The organism is Enterobacter sp. E20, from assembly GCF_000801755.2.
In the GTDB taxonomy this organism is placed as follows: Bacteria; Pseudomonadota; Gammaproteobacteria; order Enterobacterales; family Enterobacteriaceae; genus Enterobacter; species Enterobacter asburiae_B.
Genome location: NZ_CP012999.1, coordinates 4,448,049 through 4,466,570 on the forward strand (window position 1 = coordinate 4,448,049; position 18,522 = coordinate 4,466,570).

At 61.3% G+C, this 18,522-nt stretch carries 20 protein-coding genes; 14 read left to right on the plus strand and 6 right to left on the minus strand.

The window, feature by feature from the left end:
• Positions 1 to 7 precede the first annotated feature (7 nt).
• Genes NI40_RS20825 through acpT form a run of 14 tightly spaced genes read left to right on the plus strand, consistent with a single transcriptional unit; the run spans position 8 to position 12,340 of the window.
• Positions 8 to 259, plus strand: coding sequence for an acyl carrier protein (locus NI40_RS20825; protein WP_039263061.1), 252 nt, complete (start codon positions 8 to 10; stop codon positions 257 to 259).
• Between the two features lie 54 nt (positions 260 to 313).
• Positions 314 to 853, plus strand: a complete 540-nt coding sequence (locus NI40_RS20830) for a hypothetical protein (protein WP_249435450.1) — start codon at positions 314 to 316, stop codon at positions 851 to 853.
• Entirely contained in the window at positions 846 to 2,207 is a 1,362-nt protein-coding gene (locus NI40_RS20835; protein ID WP_039263059.1) for an AMP-binding protein, read from the plus strand. Before NI40_RS20830 ends, NI40_RS20835 begins: the two co-directional genes overlap by 8 nt.
• The gene (locus NI40_RS20840) at positions 2,194 to 2,547 is read left to right on the plus strand and encodes an ApeI family dehydratase (RefSeq protein ID WP_039263058.1); all 354 of its coding nucleotides are present in this window, start codon (positions 2,194 to 2,196) and stop codon (positions 2,545 to 2,547) included. Before NI40_RS20835 ends, NI40_RS20840 begins: the two co-directional genes overlap by 14 nt.
• On the plus strand, positions 2,538 to 4,229 hold the full coding sequence (locus tag NI40_RS20845; protein ID WP_039263057.1) for a glycosyltransferase family 2 protein: 1,692 nt from the start codon (positions 2,538 to 2,540) through the stop codon (positions 4,227 to 4,229). The genes NI40_RS20840 and NI40_RS20845 overlap by 10 nt, the downstream gene beginning before the upstream one ends.
• A gap of 3 nt (positions 4,230 to 4,232) precedes the next feature.
• Complete coding sequence (locus tag NI40_RS20850; RefSeq protein WP_023309526.1) at positions 4,233 to 4,655, plus strand: acyl-CoA thioesterase; 423 nt, start codon at positions 4,233 to 4,235, stop codon at positions 4,653 to 4,655.
• Positions 4,652 to 5,257 carry an outer membrane lipoprotein carrier protein LolA gene (locus tag NI40_RS20855; protein WP_033146843.1) on the plus strand — a complete coding sequence of 202 codons (606 nt, stop codon included), beginning with the start codon at positions 4,652 to 4,654 and terminating at the stop codon, positions 5,255 to 5,257. The genes NI40_RS20850 and NI40_RS20855 overlap by 4 nt, the downstream gene beginning before the upstream one ends.
• The gene (locus NI40_RS20860) at positions 5,226 to 7,550 is read left to right on the plus strand and encodes an MMPL family transporter (RefSeq protein ID WP_039263056.1); all 2,325 of its coding nucleotides are present in this window, start codon (positions 5,226 to 5,228) and stop codon (positions 7,548 to 7,550) included. Before NI40_RS20855 ends, NI40_RS20860 begins: the two co-directional genes overlap by 32 nt.
• Positions 7,547 to 8,125, plus strand: coding sequence for a DUF3261 domain-containing protein (locus tag NI40_RS20865; RefSeq protein ID WP_039263055.1), 579 nt, complete (start codon positions 7,547 to 7,549; stop codon positions 8,123 to 8,125). The genes NI40_RS20860 and NI40_RS20865 overlap by 4 nt, the downstream gene beginning before the upstream one ends.
• A 1-nt stretch (position 8,126) precedes the next feature.
• Positions 8,127 to 9,296 carry a beta-ketoacyl-[acyl-carrier-protein] synthase family protein gene (locus NI40_RS20870; protein ID WP_039263054.1) on the plus strand — a complete coding sequence of 390 codons (1,170 nt, stop codon included), beginning with the start codon at positions 8,127 to 8,129 and terminating at the stop codon, positions 9,294 to 9,296.
• A complete protein-coding gene (locus tag NI40_RS20875) occupies positions 9,293 to 9,766 on the plus strand; it encodes an ApeP family dehydratase (protein WP_039263053.1) in 474 nt (157 codons plus the stop codon). The genes NI40_RS20870 and NI40_RS20875 overlap by 4 nt, the downstream gene beginning before the upstream one ends.
• Positions 9,763 to 10,494: a 3-ketoacyl-ACP reductase FabG2 gene (locus tag NI40_RS20880; protein WP_032662188.1), complete on the plus strand. Its 732-nt coding sequence runs from the start codon at positions 9,763 to 9,765 to the stop codon at positions 10,492 to 10,494. Before NI40_RS20875 ends, NI40_RS20880 begins: the two co-directional genes overlap by 4 nt.
• Complete coding sequence (locus NI40_RS20885) at positions 10,491 to 11,720, plus strand: beta-ketoacyl-ACP synthase (protein WP_039263052.1); 1,230 nt, start codon at positions 10,491 to 10,493, stop codon at positions 11,718 to 11,720. The genes NI40_RS20880 and NI40_RS20885 overlap by 4 nt, the downstream gene beginning before the upstream one ends.
• 2 nt (positions 11,721 to 11,722) lie before the next feature.
• Positions 11,723 to 12,340 (plus strand): 4'-phosphopantetheinyl transferase AcpT, encoded by a 618-nt coding sequence (acpT, locus tag NI40_RS20890; RefSeq protein WP_039263051.1) that lies wholly within the window; start codon positions 11,723 to 11,725, stop codon positions 12,338 to 12,340.
• Here the strand turns inward: acpT and arnF are convergent.
• From arnF to arnC, 6 genes are read right to left on the minus strand one after another with little or no spacing between them, the layout of a single operon-like run.
• Complete coding sequence (gene arnF, locus NI40_RS20895) at positions 12,288 to 12,677, minus strand: 4-amino-4-deoxy-L-arabinose-phosphoundecaprenol flippase subunit ArnF (protein ID WP_039263050.1); 390 nt, start codon at positions 12,675 to 12,677, stop codon at positions 12,288 to 12,290. The genes acpT and arnF overlap by 53 nt on opposite strands.
• On the minus strand, positions 12,674 to 13,009 hold the full coding sequence (gene arnE / locus NI40_RS20900; RefSeq protein ID WP_039263049.1) for a 4-amino-4-deoxy-L-arabinose-phosphoundecaprenol flippase subunit ArnE: 336 nt from the start codon (positions 13,007 to 13,009) through the stop codon (positions 12,674 to 12,676). Before arnE ends, arnF begins: the two co-directional genes overlap by 4 nt.
• Positions 13,009 to 14,664, minus strand: a complete 1,656-nt coding sequence (gene arnT, locus NI40_RS20905) for a lipid IV(A) 4-amino-4-deoxy-L-arabinosyltransferase (RefSeq protein ID WP_039263048.1) — start codon at positions 14,662 to 14,664, stop codon at positions 13,009 to 13,011. The genes arnE and arnT overlap by 1 nt, the downstream gene beginning before the upstream one ends.
• Entirely contained in the window at positions 14,661 to 15,563 is a 903-nt protein-coding gene (arnD, locus tag NI40_RS20910; protein ID WP_039263047.1) for a 4-deoxy-4-formamido-L-arabinose-phosphoundecaprenol deformylase, read from the minus strand. Before arnD ends, arnT begins: the two co-directional genes overlap by 4 nt.
• Positions 15,560 to 17,542, minus strand: a complete 1,983-nt coding sequence (gene arnA / locus NI40_RS20915; RefSeq protein ID WP_039263046.1) for a bifunctional UDP-4-amino-4-deoxy-L-arabinose formyltransferase/UDP-glucuronic acid oxidase ArnA — start codon at positions 17,540 to 17,542, stop codon at positions 15,560 to 15,562. The genes arnD and arnA overlap by 4 nt, the downstream gene beginning before the upstream one ends.
• On the minus strand, positions 17,539 to 18,522 hold the full coding sequence (gene arnC, locus NI40_RS20920; RefSeq protein WP_029740674.1) for an undecaprenyl-phosphate 4-deoxy-4-formamido-L-arabinose transferase: 984 nt from the start codon (positions 18,520 to 18,522) through the stop codon (positions 17,539 to 17,541). The genes arnA and arnC overlap by 4 nt, the downstream gene beginning before the upstream one ends.

Consider the following 18,522-nt stretch of genomic DNA (forward strand, 5'->3'; position numbering starts at 1 on the left):
GTGAACGATGACTGAACAAGAAACCATTTATCAGGAAGTCTGCGGCCTTCTGACCAAGCTCTTTGAAATCGACCCGCAGGACATTACGCCCGAAGCCCGTCTTTACGAAGACCTGGAGCTGGACAGCATTGATGCGGTGGACATGATTGTTCATCTGCAGAAGAAAACGGGCAAGAAAATCAAGCCGGAAACCTTCAAGTCGGTTCGTACCGTTCAGGATGTGGTAGACGCCGTCAAACAGCTTCTGCGCGAAGAGTAAGACGTCGTGCGTGGTGGACGGACGTTCCCGGTCATCCCACTGCTGACGGGGCTGATGCTGCTGGCGTGGCCCTTCCTGATTGGATTTGGGCTGACGCACAACAGCCTGCAGTGGCTGTTGCCGGTGATGGCGCTGGTATTGCTGCTGCGGCTGCGCCAGGCGCGACGGAACGCTGGCCCGATGCAGTATGTGGTGCAGTGCGTGGCGCTCGCGGGCATCGCGCTCTGCGCGGCCAGCTACCTGCTGAAAACCCACCAGTGGCTGCTGTTCTACCCGGTGGTCGTCAACCTTGTGATGCTGGCCGTGTTCGGCGGTTCGCTGTGGACCGCGATGCCGCTGGTCGAACGGCTGGCGCGCTTGCGCGAGCCAAACCTGCCCCCGGAGGGCGTGCGCTATACCCGCAAGGTGACCCTCGTCTGGTGCGGCTTTTTCATCGGAAACGGCGCGATGGCGCTGTTCACCGTGCTCCACGGCGACATGAATCTGTGGACGCTGTGGAACGGTATGGTGGCTTATATCCTGATGGGAACGCTGATGGCGACCGAGTGGCTGGTGCGCCAGCGGGTGATAAAAAAAGAGATGCACAATGACTAACCCCCTTCCGCTGGGCCAGTGGTTAAACGCGCCCCGCCCTGACGACATGCCCGTTGCCTGGCTTGACGATCGTACCTGGACGCTTGGCCAGCTGCGCCACGACGTGACCTTGCTGGTCGACACCCTGCGTCAGCAGGAAGGCGAGCGCTGGGCGCTGTGCTTTGAAAACAGCTACCTGTTTATCGTTGCGCTGCTGGCCTCGCTGCATGCCGGTAAAACGCCGGTCATTCCCGGCCATAGCCGCGTCTCGCAGCTTGAAGAACAGCAGGCGTTGTTTAGCGGCATCCTGAGCGATCGCGCTCTCGATTTCCATGGCAAGCTGATTGTGGTGGCCTCCAGCCATCAGACCGCTCGCCGCTGGGCGCCCCTGCCGGCCATTGACGAAAGCCGCTTCGTTGAACTGTTCACCTCCGGCTCCACGGGTACCCCGCGCCGGGTGATTAAGCACATCGTCAGCCTGGATCGCGAAGCCCGTCTGCTGGCTGACCGCTTCGGCGAACGTCTGACCGGCTGTAGCGTTGTCGCCTCGGTCGTACCGCAACATCTGTACGGGCTGACATTCCGCATCGTCTTGCCGATGGCGCTGGGCCTGCCGCTGCATGCCGCGATGCTCTACTACGCCGAGCAGCTGGCCGCCCTTCCTCATGACCGGCATTACCTGTTCATCAGCAGCCCGGCGTTCCTGAAGCGCCTGGATACGGAACTGCCCGCGCCGCCCGTCAGAATGCTGATTTCAGCAGGCGGAATGCTGCCCTGGTGTGACGTCACCACCACCGCTGGCTGGCTTAACATCTGCCCGGATGAAATTTATGGCAGCACCGAAACCGGCATCCTCGCCTGGCGCCATCGCCAGCAGGATAACGTCCCGTGGCTGGCCTTCCCCGGCGTTATCTTCCATCAGGAAGATGACGCCTGTCGCGTCACGTCGCCACTGATCCACGAGGCTGAAGGACTCCAGCTGGACGATATCCTGCACTTCGACAGCGAGGGGCTATTCAGCATCGCCGGTCGTCGCGGCCGGGTGGTCAAAATTGAAGAAAAGCGCATCTCGCTTAACGAGATCGAACGTCGCCTGCTGGAGCTCGACGGCATTTGCGAAGCGGCTGCGCTGCCGGTCACGCGCGGAGGCCGTCAGGGGATTGGCGCACTGCTGGTCCTGGATGAAGCGGTTCGCCAGCGCGGCTATATGCTGGATAAAAAAGCGCAGGAGTTCGCCTGGCGTCGCGCCCTGCTGCCGTGGCTTGAGCCGGTCGCCGTTCCGCGCTACTGGCGCATTGTCGATGAAATGCCGGTAAACAGTATGAACAAGCGTGTCTATGCGCAGCTAGAGGAGTTATTTCATGAAAATTCATGAACTTGAGCGCCACCAGACACAGCCGGAGAAGCTGGAAATCATTTTGCATCTCGACGCGGCGCTGTTCTGGTTTCAGGGCCATTTTGCCGTACAGCCGCTGCTGCCCGGCGTTGCGCAGCTTGACTGGGTGATGCACTACGCCACGACGTTACTGGCGCCGGGCTACCGCTTTCACAGCATTCAAAACGTGAAGTTCCAGGCGCCTCTGCTGCCGGAAACCACGGTGACGCTGGTGCTTGAGTGGCATGCCGAACGTCAGATGCTGACCTTCAGCTACCAGCGTCACGCCGGGGCGGAGCGCCATACCGCCAGCAGCGGGAAAATTCGGCTATGTCAGTAACCTTCCGCCCCTGCGTGCTGATCCCGTGCTACAACCACGGCGCCATGATCGCCCGCGTGCTGTCGCGTCTCGCGCCGTTCGGCCTGCCGTGCCTGGTGGTGGATGACGGCAGCGAAGCGAGCACCCGTCAGGAGCTCGAGCGCCTGGCGACGGAGCAGCCGCAGGTAACGCTGGTCCGCCTGGCGCAAAACGCCGGAAAAGGTGCCGCGGTCATCAGGGGGCTGGAGGAGTGCGCGCGCGCGGGCTATACCCACGCCGTGCAGGTGGACGCGGACGGTCAACACGCCATCGAAGATATCCCCAAACTGCTGGCGCTGGCGGAGCGCCACCCGGACGCGCTGATTTCCGGCCAGCCCATTTACGATGATTCCATTCCGCGCTCGCGGCTCTACGGACGCTGGGTAACCCACGTCTGGGTGTGGATTGAGACCTTATCCCTGCAGCTTAAAGACAGCATGTGCGGCTTTCGGGTCTACCCGGTCTCGCCCACGCTGCGCCTGGCAGCGCGTGAAACGCTCGGCAAACGGATGGACTTTGACACCGAAGTGATGGTCCGTCTCTACTGGCAGGGCAACACCAGCGTCTTTCTGCCGACCCGCGTCACCTACCCGCAGGACGGGTTGTCCCACTTCGACGCGTTAAAAGATAACGTGCGGATCTCCCTGATGCATACCCGGCTGTTCTTCGGCATGCTGCCCCGCATGCCCGGCCTGCTTTTCCGTCGACGCCGCCAGCACTGGGCGCAGCAGGACGAGGTCAAGGGCCTGTGGGGCATGCGCCTGATGCTGCGCGTCTGGAAGCTGATGGGCCGCCGGGCCTTTACCGTGCTGCTGTGGCCGGTCATCGGCGTGTACTGGCTTATCGCACGTCCGGCGCGGCAGGCCTCGCGGCAGTGGATTGGGAGAGTGAAGCAAGAACTGCGTCAGCGGAACATGCCCGTTCCCCCGCGGCTCAACAGTTTTTTCCATTTCATGCGCTTCGGCAACGCGATGCTGGATAAAGTCGCCAGCTGGCGCGGTGAGCTGCAGTTTGATCGCGACGTGGTCTTTGCCCCCGGCGCGAGCGAAACGCTTAATATCGCGGCGCCGCAGGGCAAGCTGCTGCTGGCCTCGCATCTTGGCGACGTAGAGGCCTGCCGGGCGCTGGCCCAGCTGGACGGCAGCAAAACTATCACCGCCCTGGTCTTCAGCGAAAACGCCCGGCGCTTTAAGCAAATCATGAGCGAAATGGCGCCCCAGGCGGGCGTAAATTTGATGTCGGTTACCGACATCGGCCCGGACACCGCGATTGCCATCAAAGAGAAGCTTGAGCGGGGAGAATGGGTCGCGATTGTGGGCGATCGCATCGCGGTGAATCCGCAGCGTGGCGGCGAGTGGCGCGTGATCTGGAGTCCGTTCATGGGCCAGCCAGCGCCGTTCCCACAGGGGCCGTTTATCCTGGCCTCCATCCTGCGCTGCCCGGTGGTGCTGATTTTTGCCCTGCGCCAGCAGGGTAAGCTCGTCCTGCACAGCGAACCGTTTGCCGACCCGCTGCGCCTGCCGCGCGGCGAACGCCAGCAGGCGCTGCAGGAGACCGTCGATCGCTACGCGCAGCGGCTGGAGCATTACGCCCTCCTGTCGCCGCTCGACTGGTTTAATTTTTTCGATTTCTGGCATCTGCCAGAGTCCAGAGAGAAGGAGTAAAGGGTGCTGACCGATCCCCGCTTTACGACTGAAGTCGAGATCACCGTTCCGTTCCACGACGTCGATATGATGGGCGTGGTCTGGCACGGTAACTATTTCCGCTACTTTGAGATCGCCCGCGAGGCGCTGCTCAATCAGTTTGACTATGGCTATCGCCAGATGAAGGCCTCCGGCTACGTCTGGCCCGTCGTCGATACCCGGGTGAAATACCGCGATGCGGTGACCTTTGAGCAGCGTATTCGCGTCCGCGCGCACGTTGAAGAGTATGAAAACCGCCTGCGCATTGCCTATCAAATTTTCGATGCGCAGACCGGCAAACGCACCACCACCGGCTACACCATCCAGGTAGCGGTGGAAGAAGCCACCCGCGAAATGTGCTTTGTGAGCCCGGCAATACTGTTTGAACGAATGGGAGTGACGCCATGAAATGGTGGCCTTTGCTGGCGCTGATCGTCAGCCCGCTGGTCAGCGCCGTGACGCTGGATGAACTGCAGCAGCGCTTCACCGGGCAGCCTGTCGTGCGCGCGCACTTCGAACAGGTTCGCACCATAAAAGATATGCCGCAGCCGCTGCGCTCGCAGGGCGAGATGCTGATCGCCCGCGACAGCGGCCTGCTGTGGGATCAAAAAGCGCCGTTTCCGATGACGCTCCTGCTGGACGACAAGCGGATGGTTCAGGCCATTAACGGCCAGCCGCCGCAGACCGTCACCGCCGACAATAATCCGCAGATGTTCCAGTTCAACCATCTTCTGCGGGCCCTGTTCCAGGCCGACCGCAGGGTGCTTGAAGAGAACTTCCGCATCGATTTTAAAGACCTGGGCGCCGGCCGCTGGTCGCTGGTGCTTACGCCAAAAACGACGCCGCTGGACAAGATTTTCGCCACCCTCGATCTGGGCGGCGCGACCTATCTGGAGACGATTCGCCTCAACGACAAACAGGGCGACCGTACCGATATCGCCCTTTCACGCCACCAACTGACGCCCGCCAGCCTGACCGATGACGAACGCCAACGCTTTGCCGCACCGTAAATCCCTGCGCCCGGCGCTGCTGTGGGCCACGCTATGCCTGATTCTGCTGGGCGTGCTGCTGTCGCTGCTGCCCGGCGCGCGTCTGAACAGCAGCGTGCTGGCCATGCTGCCGAAGCAGACGCTGGGGGCGATCCCGCCGGCGCTCAACGACGGGTTTATGCAGCGTCTCGACCGCCAGCTGGTCTGGCTGGTCAGCCCCGGCAAAGAGCCCGATCCGCGCGTGGCGCAGCAGTGGCTGGCGTTGCTGCAAAGCAGCGATTCGCTCAGCGAGGTCAAAGGCCCGATGGACGCCGCCGGGCAAAAGGCCTGGGGAGAGTTCTTCTGGCAGCACCGAAATGGCCTGATCGATCCCGCCACCCGCGCCCGCCTGCAAAACGGCGGAGAAGCGCAGGCGCAGTGGATTTTATCTCAGCTCTATTCGGCCTTTTCCGGCGTCAGCGGCAAAGAGCTGCAAAACGATCCCCTGATGCTGATGCGCGGCTCGCAGCTCGCTCTGGCGCAAAACGGCCAGAAGCTGCGGCTGATGGACGGCTGGCTGGTCACACAGGATGAGGCGGGAAACTACTGGTATCTGCTGCACGGCGAGCTGGCGGGCTCGTCATTTGATATGCAGCAGACCCACCGGCTGGTGACGACGCTTAACGCGCTGCAGGAGACGCTAAAAGCGCGTTTCCCGCAGGCGCAGCTGCTTTCGCGCGGGACCGTGTTCTACAGCGATTACGCCAGCCAGCAGGCCAAACGCGACGTCTCGACGCTGGGCATCGCCACCCTGCTTGGCGTGTTCCTGCTCATCGTGGCGGTGTTCCGCTCTCTGCGCCCGCTGCTGCTGAGCGTGCTCTCGATTGCCATCGGCGCGCTGGCGGGTACGGTGGTGACGCTGCTGCTCTTTGGCGAACTGCACCTGATGACGCTGGTGATGAGCATGAGCATCATCGGTATTTCAGCCGACTACACGCTCTACTACCTGAGCGAACGGATGGTGCACGGCGCGGAGCACTCCCCCTGGCAAAGCCTGGCCAAAGTACGCAATGCGCTGCTGCTGGCGCTGCTGACGACCGTCGCCGCCTACCTGATTATGATGCTGGCCCCCTTCCCCGGGATCCGCCAGATGGCGGTGTTCGCCGCCGTGGGGCTGAGCGCCTCCTGCCTGACGGTGATTTTCTGGCATCCGTGGCTGTGCCGGGGTTTACCGGTGCGCCCGGTTCCGCTGATGGTTATCATGCTGCGCTGGCTGGCCGCGTGGCGACGCAATAAAAAACTGTCCGTGGGTTTGCCCGTCGCGCTGGCGCTGCTCTCCGCCGTGGGGATGAGCACCCTGAGGGTGGACGACGACATCGCCCAGCTGCAGGCCCTGCCGAAAGATATTCTGGCGCAGGAGAAGGCCATTACCGCCCTGACCGGACAGAGCGTCGATCAGAAATGGTTTGTGGTTCATGGCGCCTCGCCTCAGCAAACGCTGGAGCGGCTGGAAGCCTTTACCCCTGCGCTGGCACAGGCGCAAAAAGCCGGAGAGATCGCCCGCTGGCGTACGCTGCCGCTGAACTCGCTGGCGCGCCAGAAAAGCGATCTGAAGCTGCTGCGCGAGGCTGCCCCTGCGGTAACGAACGTGCTGAAAAGCGCCGGGCTCAACGCCGTATCTCCAAATCTCGACGCCATGCCGGTCAGCGTGGACGCGTGGCTTAAAAGCCCGGCCAGCGAAGGCTGGCGTCTGCTCTGGCTGACCCTGCCCGACGGGGAAAGCGGCGTGCTGGTGCCGGTGGACGGCGCGAAAAACAGCGCTTACCTCGGTGAACTGGCCGTGCGCCATGACGGCGTCGTCTGGGTCGATCGCAAAGCCAGCTTTGACAGCCTGTTTGCCCTCTACCGCACGCTGCTGACGGGGCTACTCTTTGCCGCGCTGGCAGTCATTGCCTGCGGGGCGATGCTGCGCCTCGGCTGGCGTAAAGGGCTGATAAGCCTGGTGCCGTCCGTGCTGTCGCTGAGCTGCGGCCTGGCGGTGCTGGCCGCAACGGGCCACCCGGTGAATCTGTTCTCACTGCTGGCGCTGGTACTGGTGCTCGGCATTGGCATTAACTACACGCTGTTTTTCAGCAACCCGCGCGGTACGCCGCTGACCTCGATGCTGGCGATTACGCTGGCCATGATGACCACGCTGCTGACGCTGGGCATGCTCGTCTTCAGCGCCACCCAGGCCATCAGCAGCTTTGGCATCGTGCTGGTGAGCGGTATTTTTACCGCCTTCCTGCTGGCTCCGCTGGCGATGCCGGATAAGAAAGAGAGAAAACGTAAATGAACGCTTTTTACCGCGCCGTTGCGCTGGCCGCGGCGCTGCTGCTGGCTGGCTGCAGCCATTCGACCGATACCAAAGAGACGCGGCCTCAGGCCTGGCTCCAGCCGGGAACTAAAGTTATGCTGCCGCCGCCCGGCATTAGCCCGGCGGTGAGCTCCCAGCAGCTGCTGACCGGCAGCTTTAACGGACAAACGCAGTCCCTGCTGGTGATGCTCAACGCGGATGCGCATAAGGTCACACTGGCCGGGCTTTCTTCCGTGGGCATTCGTCTGTTCCTGGCAACCTACGATGAGACCGGTATTCATACCGAGCAGTCGATCGTCGTGCCGCAGCTGCCGCCCGCCAGCCAGGTGCTGGCCGACGTGATGCTCAGCCACTGGCCGATTAGCGCCTGGCAGCCGCAGTTGCCGAAGGGCTGGACGTTAACGGACAATGGCGATCGGCGCGAGCTGCGCAACGCCAGCGGCAAGCTGGTTACAGAGATTGTCTACCTGCAGCGCAAAGGCAAGCGCGAGCCGATCAGCATCGAGCAGCACGTGTTCAAATACCACATCACCATTCAATATCTGGGTGACTGAGATGATTTATATATCCGCTGTTGGCATGGTCAACGCGCTGGGCAACTCGCCTGACGAGATTGCCGCGAATCTGACGGCAGGCGTGGCGCCGGGGATGCACGCCCGGACCGGCTGGTTGCAGGGTTTACCCGAAGCCGTACTGGGCGGCGTGGAAGGCGAGCTTCCGCCCATCCCGGACGCCTTCACCGCACACCGTACCCGCAATAACCAGCTGCTGCTGGCCGCGCTGGCGCAGATTCAGCCCGCCGTTGACGAGGCCATCGCCCGCGTCGGTCGCGACCGCGTGGCCGTGGTGCTGGGGACCAGCACCTCCGGGCTGGATGAGGGCGATGAGCACGTGCGCCGCATGACCCATGGCGAAGCGAGCACGCGCTGGCAGTATCCGCAGCAGGAGCTTGGCGATCCGTCCCGCTTCCTCGCCAACTGGCTTCAGCTCGAAGGCCCGGCCTATACGATCTCCACGGCCTGCTCTTCCAGCGCGCGGGCGATGATCGGCGGTAAACGTCTGATTGAAGCCGGGCTGGTGGACATCGCCATTGTCGGCGGAGCCGATACCCTGAGCCGGATGCCCGTCAACGGCTTTAACAGCCTTGAATCCTTCTCCCCTACGCTCTGCGAGCCGTTTGGTCGCGACCGCCGGGGGATCACCATTGGTGAAGCCGCCGCGCTGATGGTATTGAGCCGGGAGCCCGCCGACGTGGCGCTGCTCGGAACGGGCGAATCCAGCGATGCGTACCATATTTCCGCCCCGCATCCGCAGGGTGAAGGGGCGATAAGGGCTATCGCGCAGGCGCTTAACGAAGCGGGTATGCAGCCGCAGGATATCGGCTACATCAACCTGCACGGCACGGCCACGCCGCTCAACGATCAGATTGAATCGCAGGTGATTCACGATCTCTTCGGGGAAAGCGTGCCGTGCAGCTCAACCAAACACCTTACCGGCCATACGCTGGGCGCCGCCGGCATTACCGAAGCGGCCCTGAGCTGGCTGATTCTGACGCGCGATCTGCCGTTGCCGCCGCAGGACTTCGCCCGCTACGCGCCGGACGACACGCTGGCGCCGTGCGGCCTTCTGCACCAGCGCACCGCCCTGAAAAAGCCGGTCATTTTGTCTAACTCGTTCGCGTTTGGCGGCAATAACGCCAGCATCCTGCTGGGGAGAGCCTCATGAGCTACTTATCACCCGAAGCCTATCTGCCGCACGAGCCGCCGATGATGCTGCTGGGGTCCGTTGAGAACGTTACGGACGACACGGCGGTCTGCCGCGTGGCCGTCAACGGGCAAAGCGTGCTGGCGCCGTTTCTCAATGCCGATGGCGACCTGCCGGGCTGGTACGCGCTCGAGCTGATGGCGCAGACCGTCGGCGTCTGGTCAGGCTGGCATCGCCAGCAGCAGGGGCAGGATCATATCGCGCTGGGCATGGTGCTCGGCGCGCGCGAGCTGGTCTGCGCCAGCGGGCGTTTCGCCGCAGGCCTGACGCTGGACATCACCGTTAAGCTGCTGATGCAGGACGAACGCTTCGGCAGCTTTGAATGCGCGATTTCCGCTAATGAAGAGACGCTGGCCACGGGCCGGGTCAACACCTTCCAGCCGAGCGCAGAAGAATTAACATCGCTTTTTAATCAGGGATCTAACGCATGAGTCGTTCCGTACTGGTCACCGGGGCCAGCAAAGGCATAGGGCGCGCCATCGCTCGTCAGCTTGCCGCCGACGGGTTTACCGTAGGCGTGCATTACCATCGTGATGCCGCAGGCGCGCAGGAGACGCTGGACGCCATCACGCAGGCGGGTGGCAACGGTCGTTTACTCGCCTTTGATGTGGGCAACCGCGAACAGTGCCGCGAGGTGCTGGAGCAGGAGATTGAAGCCCATGGCGCATGGTATGGCGTGGTCAGCAACGCCGGAATTACGCGCGACGGCGCCTTTCCGGCGCTGAGCGAAGACGACTGGGACAGCGTGATCCACACCAATCTCGACAGTTTTTATAACGTCATTCACCCCTGCATTATGCCGATGATTGGCACCCGTAAAGGGGGGCGCATTATCACCTTATCGTCCGTGTCCGGCGTGATGGGCAACCGCGGTCAGGTGAACTACAGCGCGGCCAAAGCGGGCATTATCGGCGCCACCAAAGCGCTGGCGATTGAGCTGGCAAAACGCAAAATCACCGTCAACTGCATTGCCCCGGGGCTGATTGATACCGGCATGATTGAGATGGAAGAGGCCGCGCTGAAGGAAGCCATGTCCATCATCCCAATGAAACGGATGGGCCAGGCTGAAGAGGTCGCCGGGCTGGCAAGCTATCTGATGTCGGATATCGCGGGCTACGTTACCCGCCAGGTCATTTCCATTAACGGAGGCATGCTATGACGCGTCGCGTGGTGATTACGGGCATGGGCGGCGTGACCGCCTTTGGCGAAACCTGGCAATCCGTTTCCAGCAGGCTGCTGGCGTATGAAAACGCGGTGCGTAAAATGCCGGAATGGCAGGTGTACGATGGCCTGCATACCCTGCTGGGCGCGCCGATCGACGATTTCACGCTGCCGGAACACTATACCCGCAAGCGTATTCGCGCCATGGGCCGCGTGTCGCTGATGTCGACCCGCGCCACCGAGCTGGCGCTGGAGCAGGCGGGGCTGATTGGCGAAGCGGTGCTCACCAACGGCCAAACCGGTATCGCCTACGGTTCTTCGACAGGCAGCACCGGTCCGGTCAGCGAATTCGCGACCATGCTCACCGAAAAGCACACCAATAACATCACCGGGACAACCTACGTCCAGATGATGCCGCACACCACGGCGGTGAATACCGGGCTGTTCTTTGGGTTACGCGGCCGCGTGATCCCGACGTCGAGCGCCTGTACCTCCGGCAGCCAGGCGATTGGCTACGCCTGGGAGGCGATTCGCCACGGGTATCAGACCGTGATGGTCGCGGGGGGCGCGGAAGAATTGTGTCCGTCTGAAGCGGCGGTGTTTGACACGCTGTTTGCCACCAGCCAGCGTAACGACGAACCCAAAACCACCCCTTCACCGTTCGATACGCAGCGCGATGGTCTGGTCATTGGGGAAGGCGCTGGCACCCTGATTCTGGAAGAGCTGGAGCACGCCAGAGCGCGCGGGGCCACAATCTACGGTGAGATCGTGGGCTTTGCCACCAACTGTGACGCGGCCCATATCACCCAGCCTCAGCGTGACACCATGCAGATTTGCATGGAGCAGTCGCTGGCCATGGCGGGATTAAGCGCCCGGGATATGGGGTATATCTCCGCGCACGGTACCGCCACCGATCGCGGCGATATCGCCGAAAGCCTGGCCACCGCCGCCATCTACGGTGACAGCGTGCCGGTTTCCTCGCTGAAGAGCTATTTTGGCCATACGCTGGGTGCCTGCGGCGCGCTGGAAGCGTGGATGAGCCTGCAGATGATGCGTGAAGGCTGGTTTGCGCCGACGCTCAATTTAACGCAGCCGGATGAGCAATGCGGTGCTTTGGATTATATTATGGGGGAAGCCCGCCAGATTGACTGCGAGTATCTGCAGAGCAATAACTTCGCGTTTGGCGGCATCAACACCTCGATCATCATTAAACGCTGGGCGTAACTATGTACCAGTTTGTACTGGGAAAAATCTCCACCCTTTGCGCGGACCCGCTGGCGTCAGCGCTCGCAGACAGGGCGCCTCAGGGTGCCCGACAGGCCTCCTGGCTGGCCGGGAGAACGCTGCTCGCCAGAACGTTATCCCCTCGCCCGCTCCCCGACATCATTTACGGCGAGCAGGGCAAACCGGCCTTTGCGAAGGGTCATCCGCTGTGGTTCAACCTGAGCCACAGCGGTGACGATATCGCCCTGCTGATGAGCGATGAAGGTGAAGTCGGCTGCGATATCGAAGTGATTCGCCCGAGGAAGAACTGGCAGGCGCTGGCTAATACGGTATTCAGCATGACGGAGCATGACGAGCTGGAGCGTGAAGCGCCCGAGGAACGGCTTTCCGCCTTCTGGCGTATCTGGACGCGGAAAGAAGCGATTGTGAAACAGCGTGGCGGCAGCGCCTGGCAGATTGTCAGCATCGACAGCACGGCGCAGACGCACGCGGTCAGCCAGCTACAGGTCGGCTCGCTGAGCCTTGCCGTCTGCACATCGACCCCTTACACCCTGACCCACGAGTCGATTATTCACGTTGGGACGTTCGGGGCAGAAAAATCACTAACACACCCAGAATAATAAACCCGACGCCCACCAGCCCGTGCCAGGAGAAGCGTTCTCCCCAGCCGGGCAGCAGGATCGCCGCGCCCCACACCAGAATATAGCTGAGGCTCAGCAGGGCATAGGCTTTGCTGAGCGCCATGCGATGCAGCGCCAGATACCAGCAGCCCATCGAGGCCACGTACCCCGTCAACCCCAGCAGCAGCGCGCCCGTGCCGGACGAGAAGTGCCACAGCGCGGAAATCAGCGCCAGAACATCACTGACCGGTGGCAGTGCCTGCATGGCATTGCGCAGCAGCAGCTGCGCCGCGCTGACTAACAGCACGCTGCATAAGGCCCAGAATGCACCCTTCACAGGCTCCCTCCCAGGATAACAATCCCAATGATGATGAACCCTACTCCCAGCCAGTGATGCGCAGCAACGTGCTCACGCCAGAACGCCTTCGCCGCCAGCGTCACCCAGACAAAATTGAGGCTAAGCATAGGGTACGCGATGCCGACAGGCAGGCGTTGCAGCACCACCAGCCAGACCAGCATCCCGCTGCCCAGCGCCAGCAGTGCCAGGCCAAGCCACAGCGCAATGTGCGCCCCACGCCGCCCGGCTTTCGCCGGACGGGTGGCCTGTTTCTGGCACAGCTGCCCCGCGCAGCTGAGCAGGCTTGCCAGTATCAGCCAGATCCAGGTCATCACTTCGGCAGGTACTCCAGCAAGGCCAGACGCCCCTGGATATAGAGATTGTCCGGCTGCGGTAAATTCGCCTGTGAAATATCGTCGCGTTTTGACAGCAGCATCACCAGCGATACGCGCCCCTGCTGACGGTGCTCCGCCAGCCACTGCGCGAAGTCGTCCTCACTGACAAAACGATCTTTCACATCGGGATAATCCAGCCCGTAGCGCAGTTCGCCGCTCTGACCAAACAGCGTGATGTCATTACGCTTCAGCTCCCACGCCAGGCCCGCGGCCACGCCCACGTTATTGGCCAGCACGAATCGGCTTTCCTGAAGCGGCTCGCGCACGGTATCGACCAGCGACTGCGGCTGTTTGGAATCCACCACCAGGTTAGGAATGGCAAAACCAATCAGCAGCGCCAGCCCTGCGGGGCACAGTGCCGCCAGCCACCAGCGCTGCTGGCTCTGTCTGAAGGTAAACCAGCCTACCGCGGCCCAGATGAGGAACGCCACCACCGCACAGAAGACTTTATACAGTTCGACCGACGTCCAGACCGGGTGCTTAGACAGCCCCCAGGGCGAGACCACCAGCGCCGCCGCCACGCCGATAACGCCAAACGTCAGGTTAATCCCGCCGTTAATGCGTAACGCTCTGGCACCTTTTTCCGCCGCGAGGCAGGCATAGCGCGCCATCAGGATCGCCAGCGGGGCAAAGCACGGCAGGATATAGGTCGGCAGCTTGCCTTTAGCGATGCTGAAGAACAGCAGCGGCATCACCACCCAACCCAGCAGATAGAACCCGCCACCCGCGTTTTGTCGGTCATTCCAGCCGAGACGAATCGCACCGGGCAAAAGCGCAAGCCACGGCAGGCTGCCCGCGATCAGGAACGGTATGTAGTACCAGAACGGGGCTTTGTGCTGCGCGTCGCTCTGGGCAAAACGCTGAATATGCTCAACCCAGAAGAAGTAACGCCAGAAGTCAGGCTCACGCTGCGCAATAGCCAGCCCCCATGGCAGAACAATCAGCACGCAGCTCAGGATCGCGAGCCAGCCAAAAATCAGCACCTCTTTCCAGCGCTTATGGGCGATCACCCACGGCAGCACGCCAATCACCGGTACCGCCAGCGCCAGGAAGCCTTTGGTCATCACCCCCATCCCGCAGGCCAGCCCAAGCAGCACATAGCCGCCCGCTTTTCCGGCAACGGTTTGGGCTTGCGACGCCAGCCAGAAGCTGCACATCGCCGCCACCAGCCACAGGGTGATGATAGGATCCAGCACCGCATACGTGCCGATGCCATACACCAGGAACAGGGTCAGGAAGATAAGACCGGAGAAAATGGCGGTCCGCTTATCTCGCCAGAGACGCCATGCCATCCAGATGACCAGCAGCGCCGCTAACCCGGTGGAGAATATAGAACCGGCGCGCACGGCGAGGTTGGTGTGCCCGAACAGCATCTGCCCGATGCTGTTGATCCAGTAGCCAGCAATCGGTTTTTCAAAGTAACGCAGCCCCAGAAAATGCGGGACAACCCAGTCTCCGGATGCCAGCATTTCGCGGCTGATTTCCGCATAGCGCGTTTCATCAGGCTGCCAGAGCAGACGAATATCGACCGGAATGAGGTAGTAAACGATAAACAGTGCGAGAAGCGCTAAGCCATAACGGGCTGTTTTCATGGGACCGGACTCACGGTTTGTTGATAGCCAAGCCAGCCTTCCCGGCCAGCCATTTCATTACGTACGACTTTGCCCACGGGCAGGGTGCTGAGATCGTCCGGCAGCAGCTCGCTCAACGGGCAAAATTCAATGCCCTCCTGAGCGGCCATCGTCAGCAGTTCATCGAAATCATGCTGATACGCAATCCCTTCCACTTCGGCATGGATGGTATACACCGGCGTGCCGGCGTCACGATGGATGCGGTCCAGAATGTAGCGATTGAACTCATCAGCCTTCACCTCGCGCCCGACCACTTCATCCCAGGTGGGAATCGTAACCGGAATTTGCACCGTTCCGTAGCGATTTTCGCCTAACAGCGGCAAAAAGGGTCCGGTTCCGCGGCAGTCGCTGTTGTAGCGAAACGCAAAGGCTTCTTTGGCCTTCACGACGCGCTGATCCGCACGCCATCCTGCCACGGCGGAGCAGCGCACGGGCTGACCGGTAATGGCCTCCAGCTCCAGCATCCCACGCTCGACCTCACGGGACAGGCGCGGGATATCCCAGACGCCCGCCCAGGCTTGCCAGGCATGGTGGTCCCAGGCGTGCAGACCCACCTCATGATGCTGCGCCGCCTCACGGATAACGGCTTCATTACCCGCGCCGATACGTCTGCCGGGCCAGGCGGTGCCGGCCAGCAAAATATCCCAGCCGTAGAGGGATGCTGCGCGCGAGCGCAGCATTTTGAACAGAAATGCCGGTTTAACCAGACGCCATAAATGGCGTCCCATGTTGTCAGGTCCCACGCTGAAGAAAATGCTGGAACGCACATCGTGTTTGTTCAGCAGTTCCAGCAGTTTGGGTACGCCGTCACGCGTTCCCCTGAAGGTGTCGACATCAATGCGTAAACCGACTTTTTTCATGAGGCCTGTTCCGACAGCTCCACGGTGCGCAGGAAGAAATCGAGCGTTTCGTCAATGGTCTGCTCCATCTTCACCGTCGGCGTCCAGTTCAGGCAGCGCTTCGCGTTGCGAATGCTTGGCTTACGGTGCTCAACGTCCTGGTAGCCCTTACCATAGTAGCTGCTGCTTTCCACTTCGCGGAAACCGGCAAACGGCGGGAACTTGTCGCGCAGCGGATGGCGCTCAAAGCTGGCCAGCAGCATCTCTGCCAGCTCGCGAATGCTCGCTTCGTTTTCCGGGTTACCGATGTTGATGATTTCGCCGTTGCAGCGGTTATCTTTGTTTTCGATGATGCGGAACAGCGCTTCAATACCGTCGCTGATGTCCGTAAAGCAGCGTTTCTGTTTCCCGCCTTCGATAAGCTTAATTGGCGAGCCTTCCACCAGGTTTAGGATCAGCTGGGTGATCGCACGGGAGCTGCCGATACGCGCCGCGTTCAGGTTATCCAGACGCGGGCCCATCCAGTTGAACGGACGGAACAGGGTAAAGCGCAGGCCCTCTTTCTCACCGTAGGCCCAAATCACGCGGTCCAGCAGCTGTTTGGAGACGGAGTAAATCCAGCGCTGTTTGTTGATCGGCCCGACCACCAGATTGGAGGTGTCTTCATCGAAGTTCTTATCGGTACACATGCCGTACACTTCAGACGTGGACGGGAAGATGATGCGCTTGTCGTATTTCACGCAGTCGCGGATGATCTTCAGGTTCTCTTCAAAGTCCAGCTCGAACACGCGAAGCGGGTTACGGGTGTACTCGATTGGCGTGGCAATGGCGACCAGCGGCAGCACCACATCGCATTTTTTAATGTGGTATTCAATCCATTCGGAATGGATGCTGATATCCCCTTCCACGAAGTGGAAACGCGGGTTGTTGAGGAAACGGCTGATGGCGTCAGAGCCGATATCGAGACCGTAAATCTCGTAGTTGTCGTCTTTAAGCAGACGTTCCGTCAGGTGGTTACCGATAAAGCCGTTCACGCCGAGGATCAGCACGCGGGTACGGCGCTTGATGGCAACAACCGGCGCGCTGGTGATCAGCGCCCCGGCCACCAGACCCAGAGACTGTGCCAGCTGCGTGCCCTGAACGTACAGGCCGTTGTCGGTTTGTCCGGTCACGATCTCCAGCGCCTGCTCGCCGCAGCTTACAATCAGCGGAGAGACAGAGACGACGGTGCCCGGTTTGGCGGCAGGGATGTCGTCACGCACGCGGGATTTCCAGACGATAAATTTGCTTACGCCCGCAAAGCTGTACGCGCCCGGCCACGGGTCGGTCACGGCGCGCACCAGGTTGTGCAGCTGGCGGGCAGGCTTGTTCCAGTCCAGACGACCATCTTCCGGCGCGCGGCGGCCAAAGCAGCTTGCCTTGCTCTCATCCTGCACGGTCTCGCTGAAGGTGCCATTGAGGATGCCTGGCAGGGCATCACGCAGCAGCGTCTGCGCCGTCGCATTCAGCTTTTGATGCAGCTGCAGCGCAGTTTCGTCCGCATCAATAGCGACCTTCTGCTGTGCCACGATAGCGCCCGCGTCAGCACGGCGCACCATGCGGTGCAGCGTCACGCCCGTTTCCGTTTCACCGTTCACCAGCACCCAGTTCAGCGGCGCGCGGCCACGGTAGGCGGGCAGCAGAGAACCATGAAGATTAAAGGCGCCTTTTGCGGCCAGACCTAAGATCTCGTCGGAAAGCAGGTTGCGATAGTAGAACGAGAAGATTACATCAGGCGCGAGCGCGCGGATGCGATCCACCCACAGCGGATGGTTTACATCGTCCGGTGCATAAACCGGGATACCGCGCTCGGCGGCGATACGCGCCACTGAGCCGAAAAAGTTGTTTTCTCCAGCCATGTCCGGATGGGTAAAGATTGCCGCAATGTCATAGCCCGCTTCCAGCAGGGCCAGCGTGCCCGTGCACCCCATATCGTGATAGGCAAATACAACAGCTTTCATGGGTGAATTTCCTCTTGAGATGCTTTGTGTTCCTGACGGACAACACGTTGAATAAAGTAGCGCGGACGCGCGCGAACATCGTTATAGATACGGCCAATGTATTCACCGAGAAGGCCCATCCCGACAAACTGGGCGCCGATGAACATAAACAGCACGGCAAAGAGCATGAAGACCCCTTCCGCCGCCCACTGCGGGCCAAAGACCAGGCGCAGCACCACCAGCAGAACGGACAGCGCAAACCCGGCCACGGCGATGATGCTGCCGAACACGCTCAGCAGACGCAGCGGCGTGGTGGTCAGGCAGGTGATGAGGTCATACATCAGGTTGATGAGACGCATAAAGCTGTACTTCGATTCCCCGTGCTCGCGCTCGGCGTGCAGAACCGGAATCTCCGTTGCCTTGCGGGCAAAGGTGTTGGCGAGGATCGGAATAAAGGTGCTGCGCTCATGGCAGTGCAGCATCGCGTCGACAATATGGCGGCGGTAGGCGCGCAGCATGCAGCCGTAATCGCCCATCGCTTTACCGGTCGTGCGCTGGATAAGACGGTTGATGGTGCGTGAGGCCAGCTTGCGGAACAGACTGTCCTGACGGTTCTGACGTACCGTGCCGACCACGTCATAGCCTTCATCGGCTTTGGCAACCAGGCGCGGGATCTCTTCCGGCGGGTTTTGCAGGTCAGCGTCCAGGGTGATGACCAGATCGCCCGTAACGTGGCTAAACCCCGCCATAATCGCCGAGTGCTGACCGTAGTTGCGGTTGAGCAGCACGGCAACAATATGGCTGCCTTCGGCCTGCGCGGCCTCGGTCAGCATCAGCGCGGAATTATCGCTACTGCCGTCATCTACCAGCAGAATTTCATAAGCCTTGCCCATCGTGTCGCAGGCGGCGGTTGTACGACGGATCAGTTCGGGCAGGCTCTCCTGCTCGTTATAAACCGGGATTACCACGGAAACTTTTTGTACAGGCGGTGCACTGAACAT

What these genes read in the sequence shown, in the direction of transcription:
- NI40_RS20825 (WP_039263061.1), top strand. Translation starts at nt 8, where the DNA reads ATGACTGAACAAGAAACCATTTATCAGGAAGTCTGCGGCCTTCTGACC.
- NI40_RS20830 (WP_249435450.1), top strand. Translation starts at nt 314, where the DNA reads ATGCTGCTGGCGTGGCCCTTCCTGATTGGATTTGGGCTGACGCACAAC.
- NI40_RS20835 (WP_039263059.1), top strand. Translation starts at nt 846, where the DNA reads ATGACTAACCCCCTTCCGCTGGGCCAGTGGTTAAACGCGCCCCGCCCT.
- NI40_RS20840 (WP_039263058.1), top strand. Translation starts at nt 2,194, where the DNA reads ATGAAAATTCATGAACTTGAGCGCCACCAGACACAGCCGGAGAAGCTG.
- NI40_RS20845 (WP_039263057.1), top strand. Translation starts at nt 2,538, where the DNA reads ATGTCAGTAACCTTCCGCCCCTGCGTGCTGATCCCGTGCTACAACCAC.
- NI40_RS20855 (WP_033146843.1), top strand. Translation starts at nt 4,652, where the DNA reads ATGAAATGGTGGCCTTTGCTGGCGCTGATCGTCAGCCCGCTGGTCAGC.
- NI40_RS20860 (WP_039263056.1), top strand. Translation starts at nt 5,226, where the DNA reads ATGACGAACGCCAACGCTTTGCCGCACCGTAAATCCCTGCGCCCGGCG.
- NI40_RS20865 (WP_039263055.1), top strand. Translation starts at nt 7,547, where the DNA reads ATGAACGCTTTTTACCGCGCCGTTGCGCTGGCCGCGGCGCTGCTGCTG.
- NI40_RS20870 (WP_039263054.1), top strand. Translation starts at nt 8,127, where the DNA reads ATGATTTATATATCCGCTGTTGGCATGGTCAACGCGCTGGGCAACTCG.
- NI40_RS20875 (WP_039263053.1), top strand. Translation starts at nt 9,293, where the DNA reads ATGAGCTACTTATCACCCGAAGCCTATCTGCCGCACGAGCCGCCGATG.
- NI40_RS20880 (WP_032662188.1), top strand. Translation starts at nt 9,763, where the DNA reads ATGAGTCGTTCCGTACTGGTCACCGGGGCCAGCAAAGGCATAGGGCGC.
- NI40_RS20885 (WP_039263052.1), top strand. Translation starts at nt 10,491, where the DNA reads ATGACGCGTCGCGTGGTGATTACGGGCATGGGCGGCGTGACCGCCTTT.
- acpT (WP_039263051.1), top strand. Translation starts at nt 11,723, where the DNA reads ATGTACCAGTTTGTACTGGGAAAAATCTCCACCCTTTGCGCGGACCCG.
- arnE (WP_039263049.1), bottom strand. Translation starts at nt 13,009, where the DNA reads ATGACCTGGATCTGGCTGATACTGGCAAGCCTGCTCAGCTGCGCGGGG.
- arnT (WP_039263048.1), bottom strand. Translation starts at nt 14,664, where the DNA reads ATGAAAACAGCCCGTTATGGCTTAGCGCTTCTCGCACTGTTTATCGTT.
- arnD (WP_039263047.1), bottom strand. Translation starts at nt 15,563, where the DNA reads ATGAAAAAAGTCGGTTTACGCATTGATGTCGACACCTTCAGGGGAACG.
- arnA (WP_039263046.1), bottom strand. Translation starts at nt 17,542, where the DNA reads ATGAAAGCTGTTGTATTTGCCTATCACGATATGGGGTGCACGGGCACG.
- arnC (WP_029740674.1), bottom strand. Translation starts at nt 18,522, where the DNA reads ATGTTCAGTGCACCGCCTGTACAAAAAGTTTCCGTGGTAATCCCGGTT.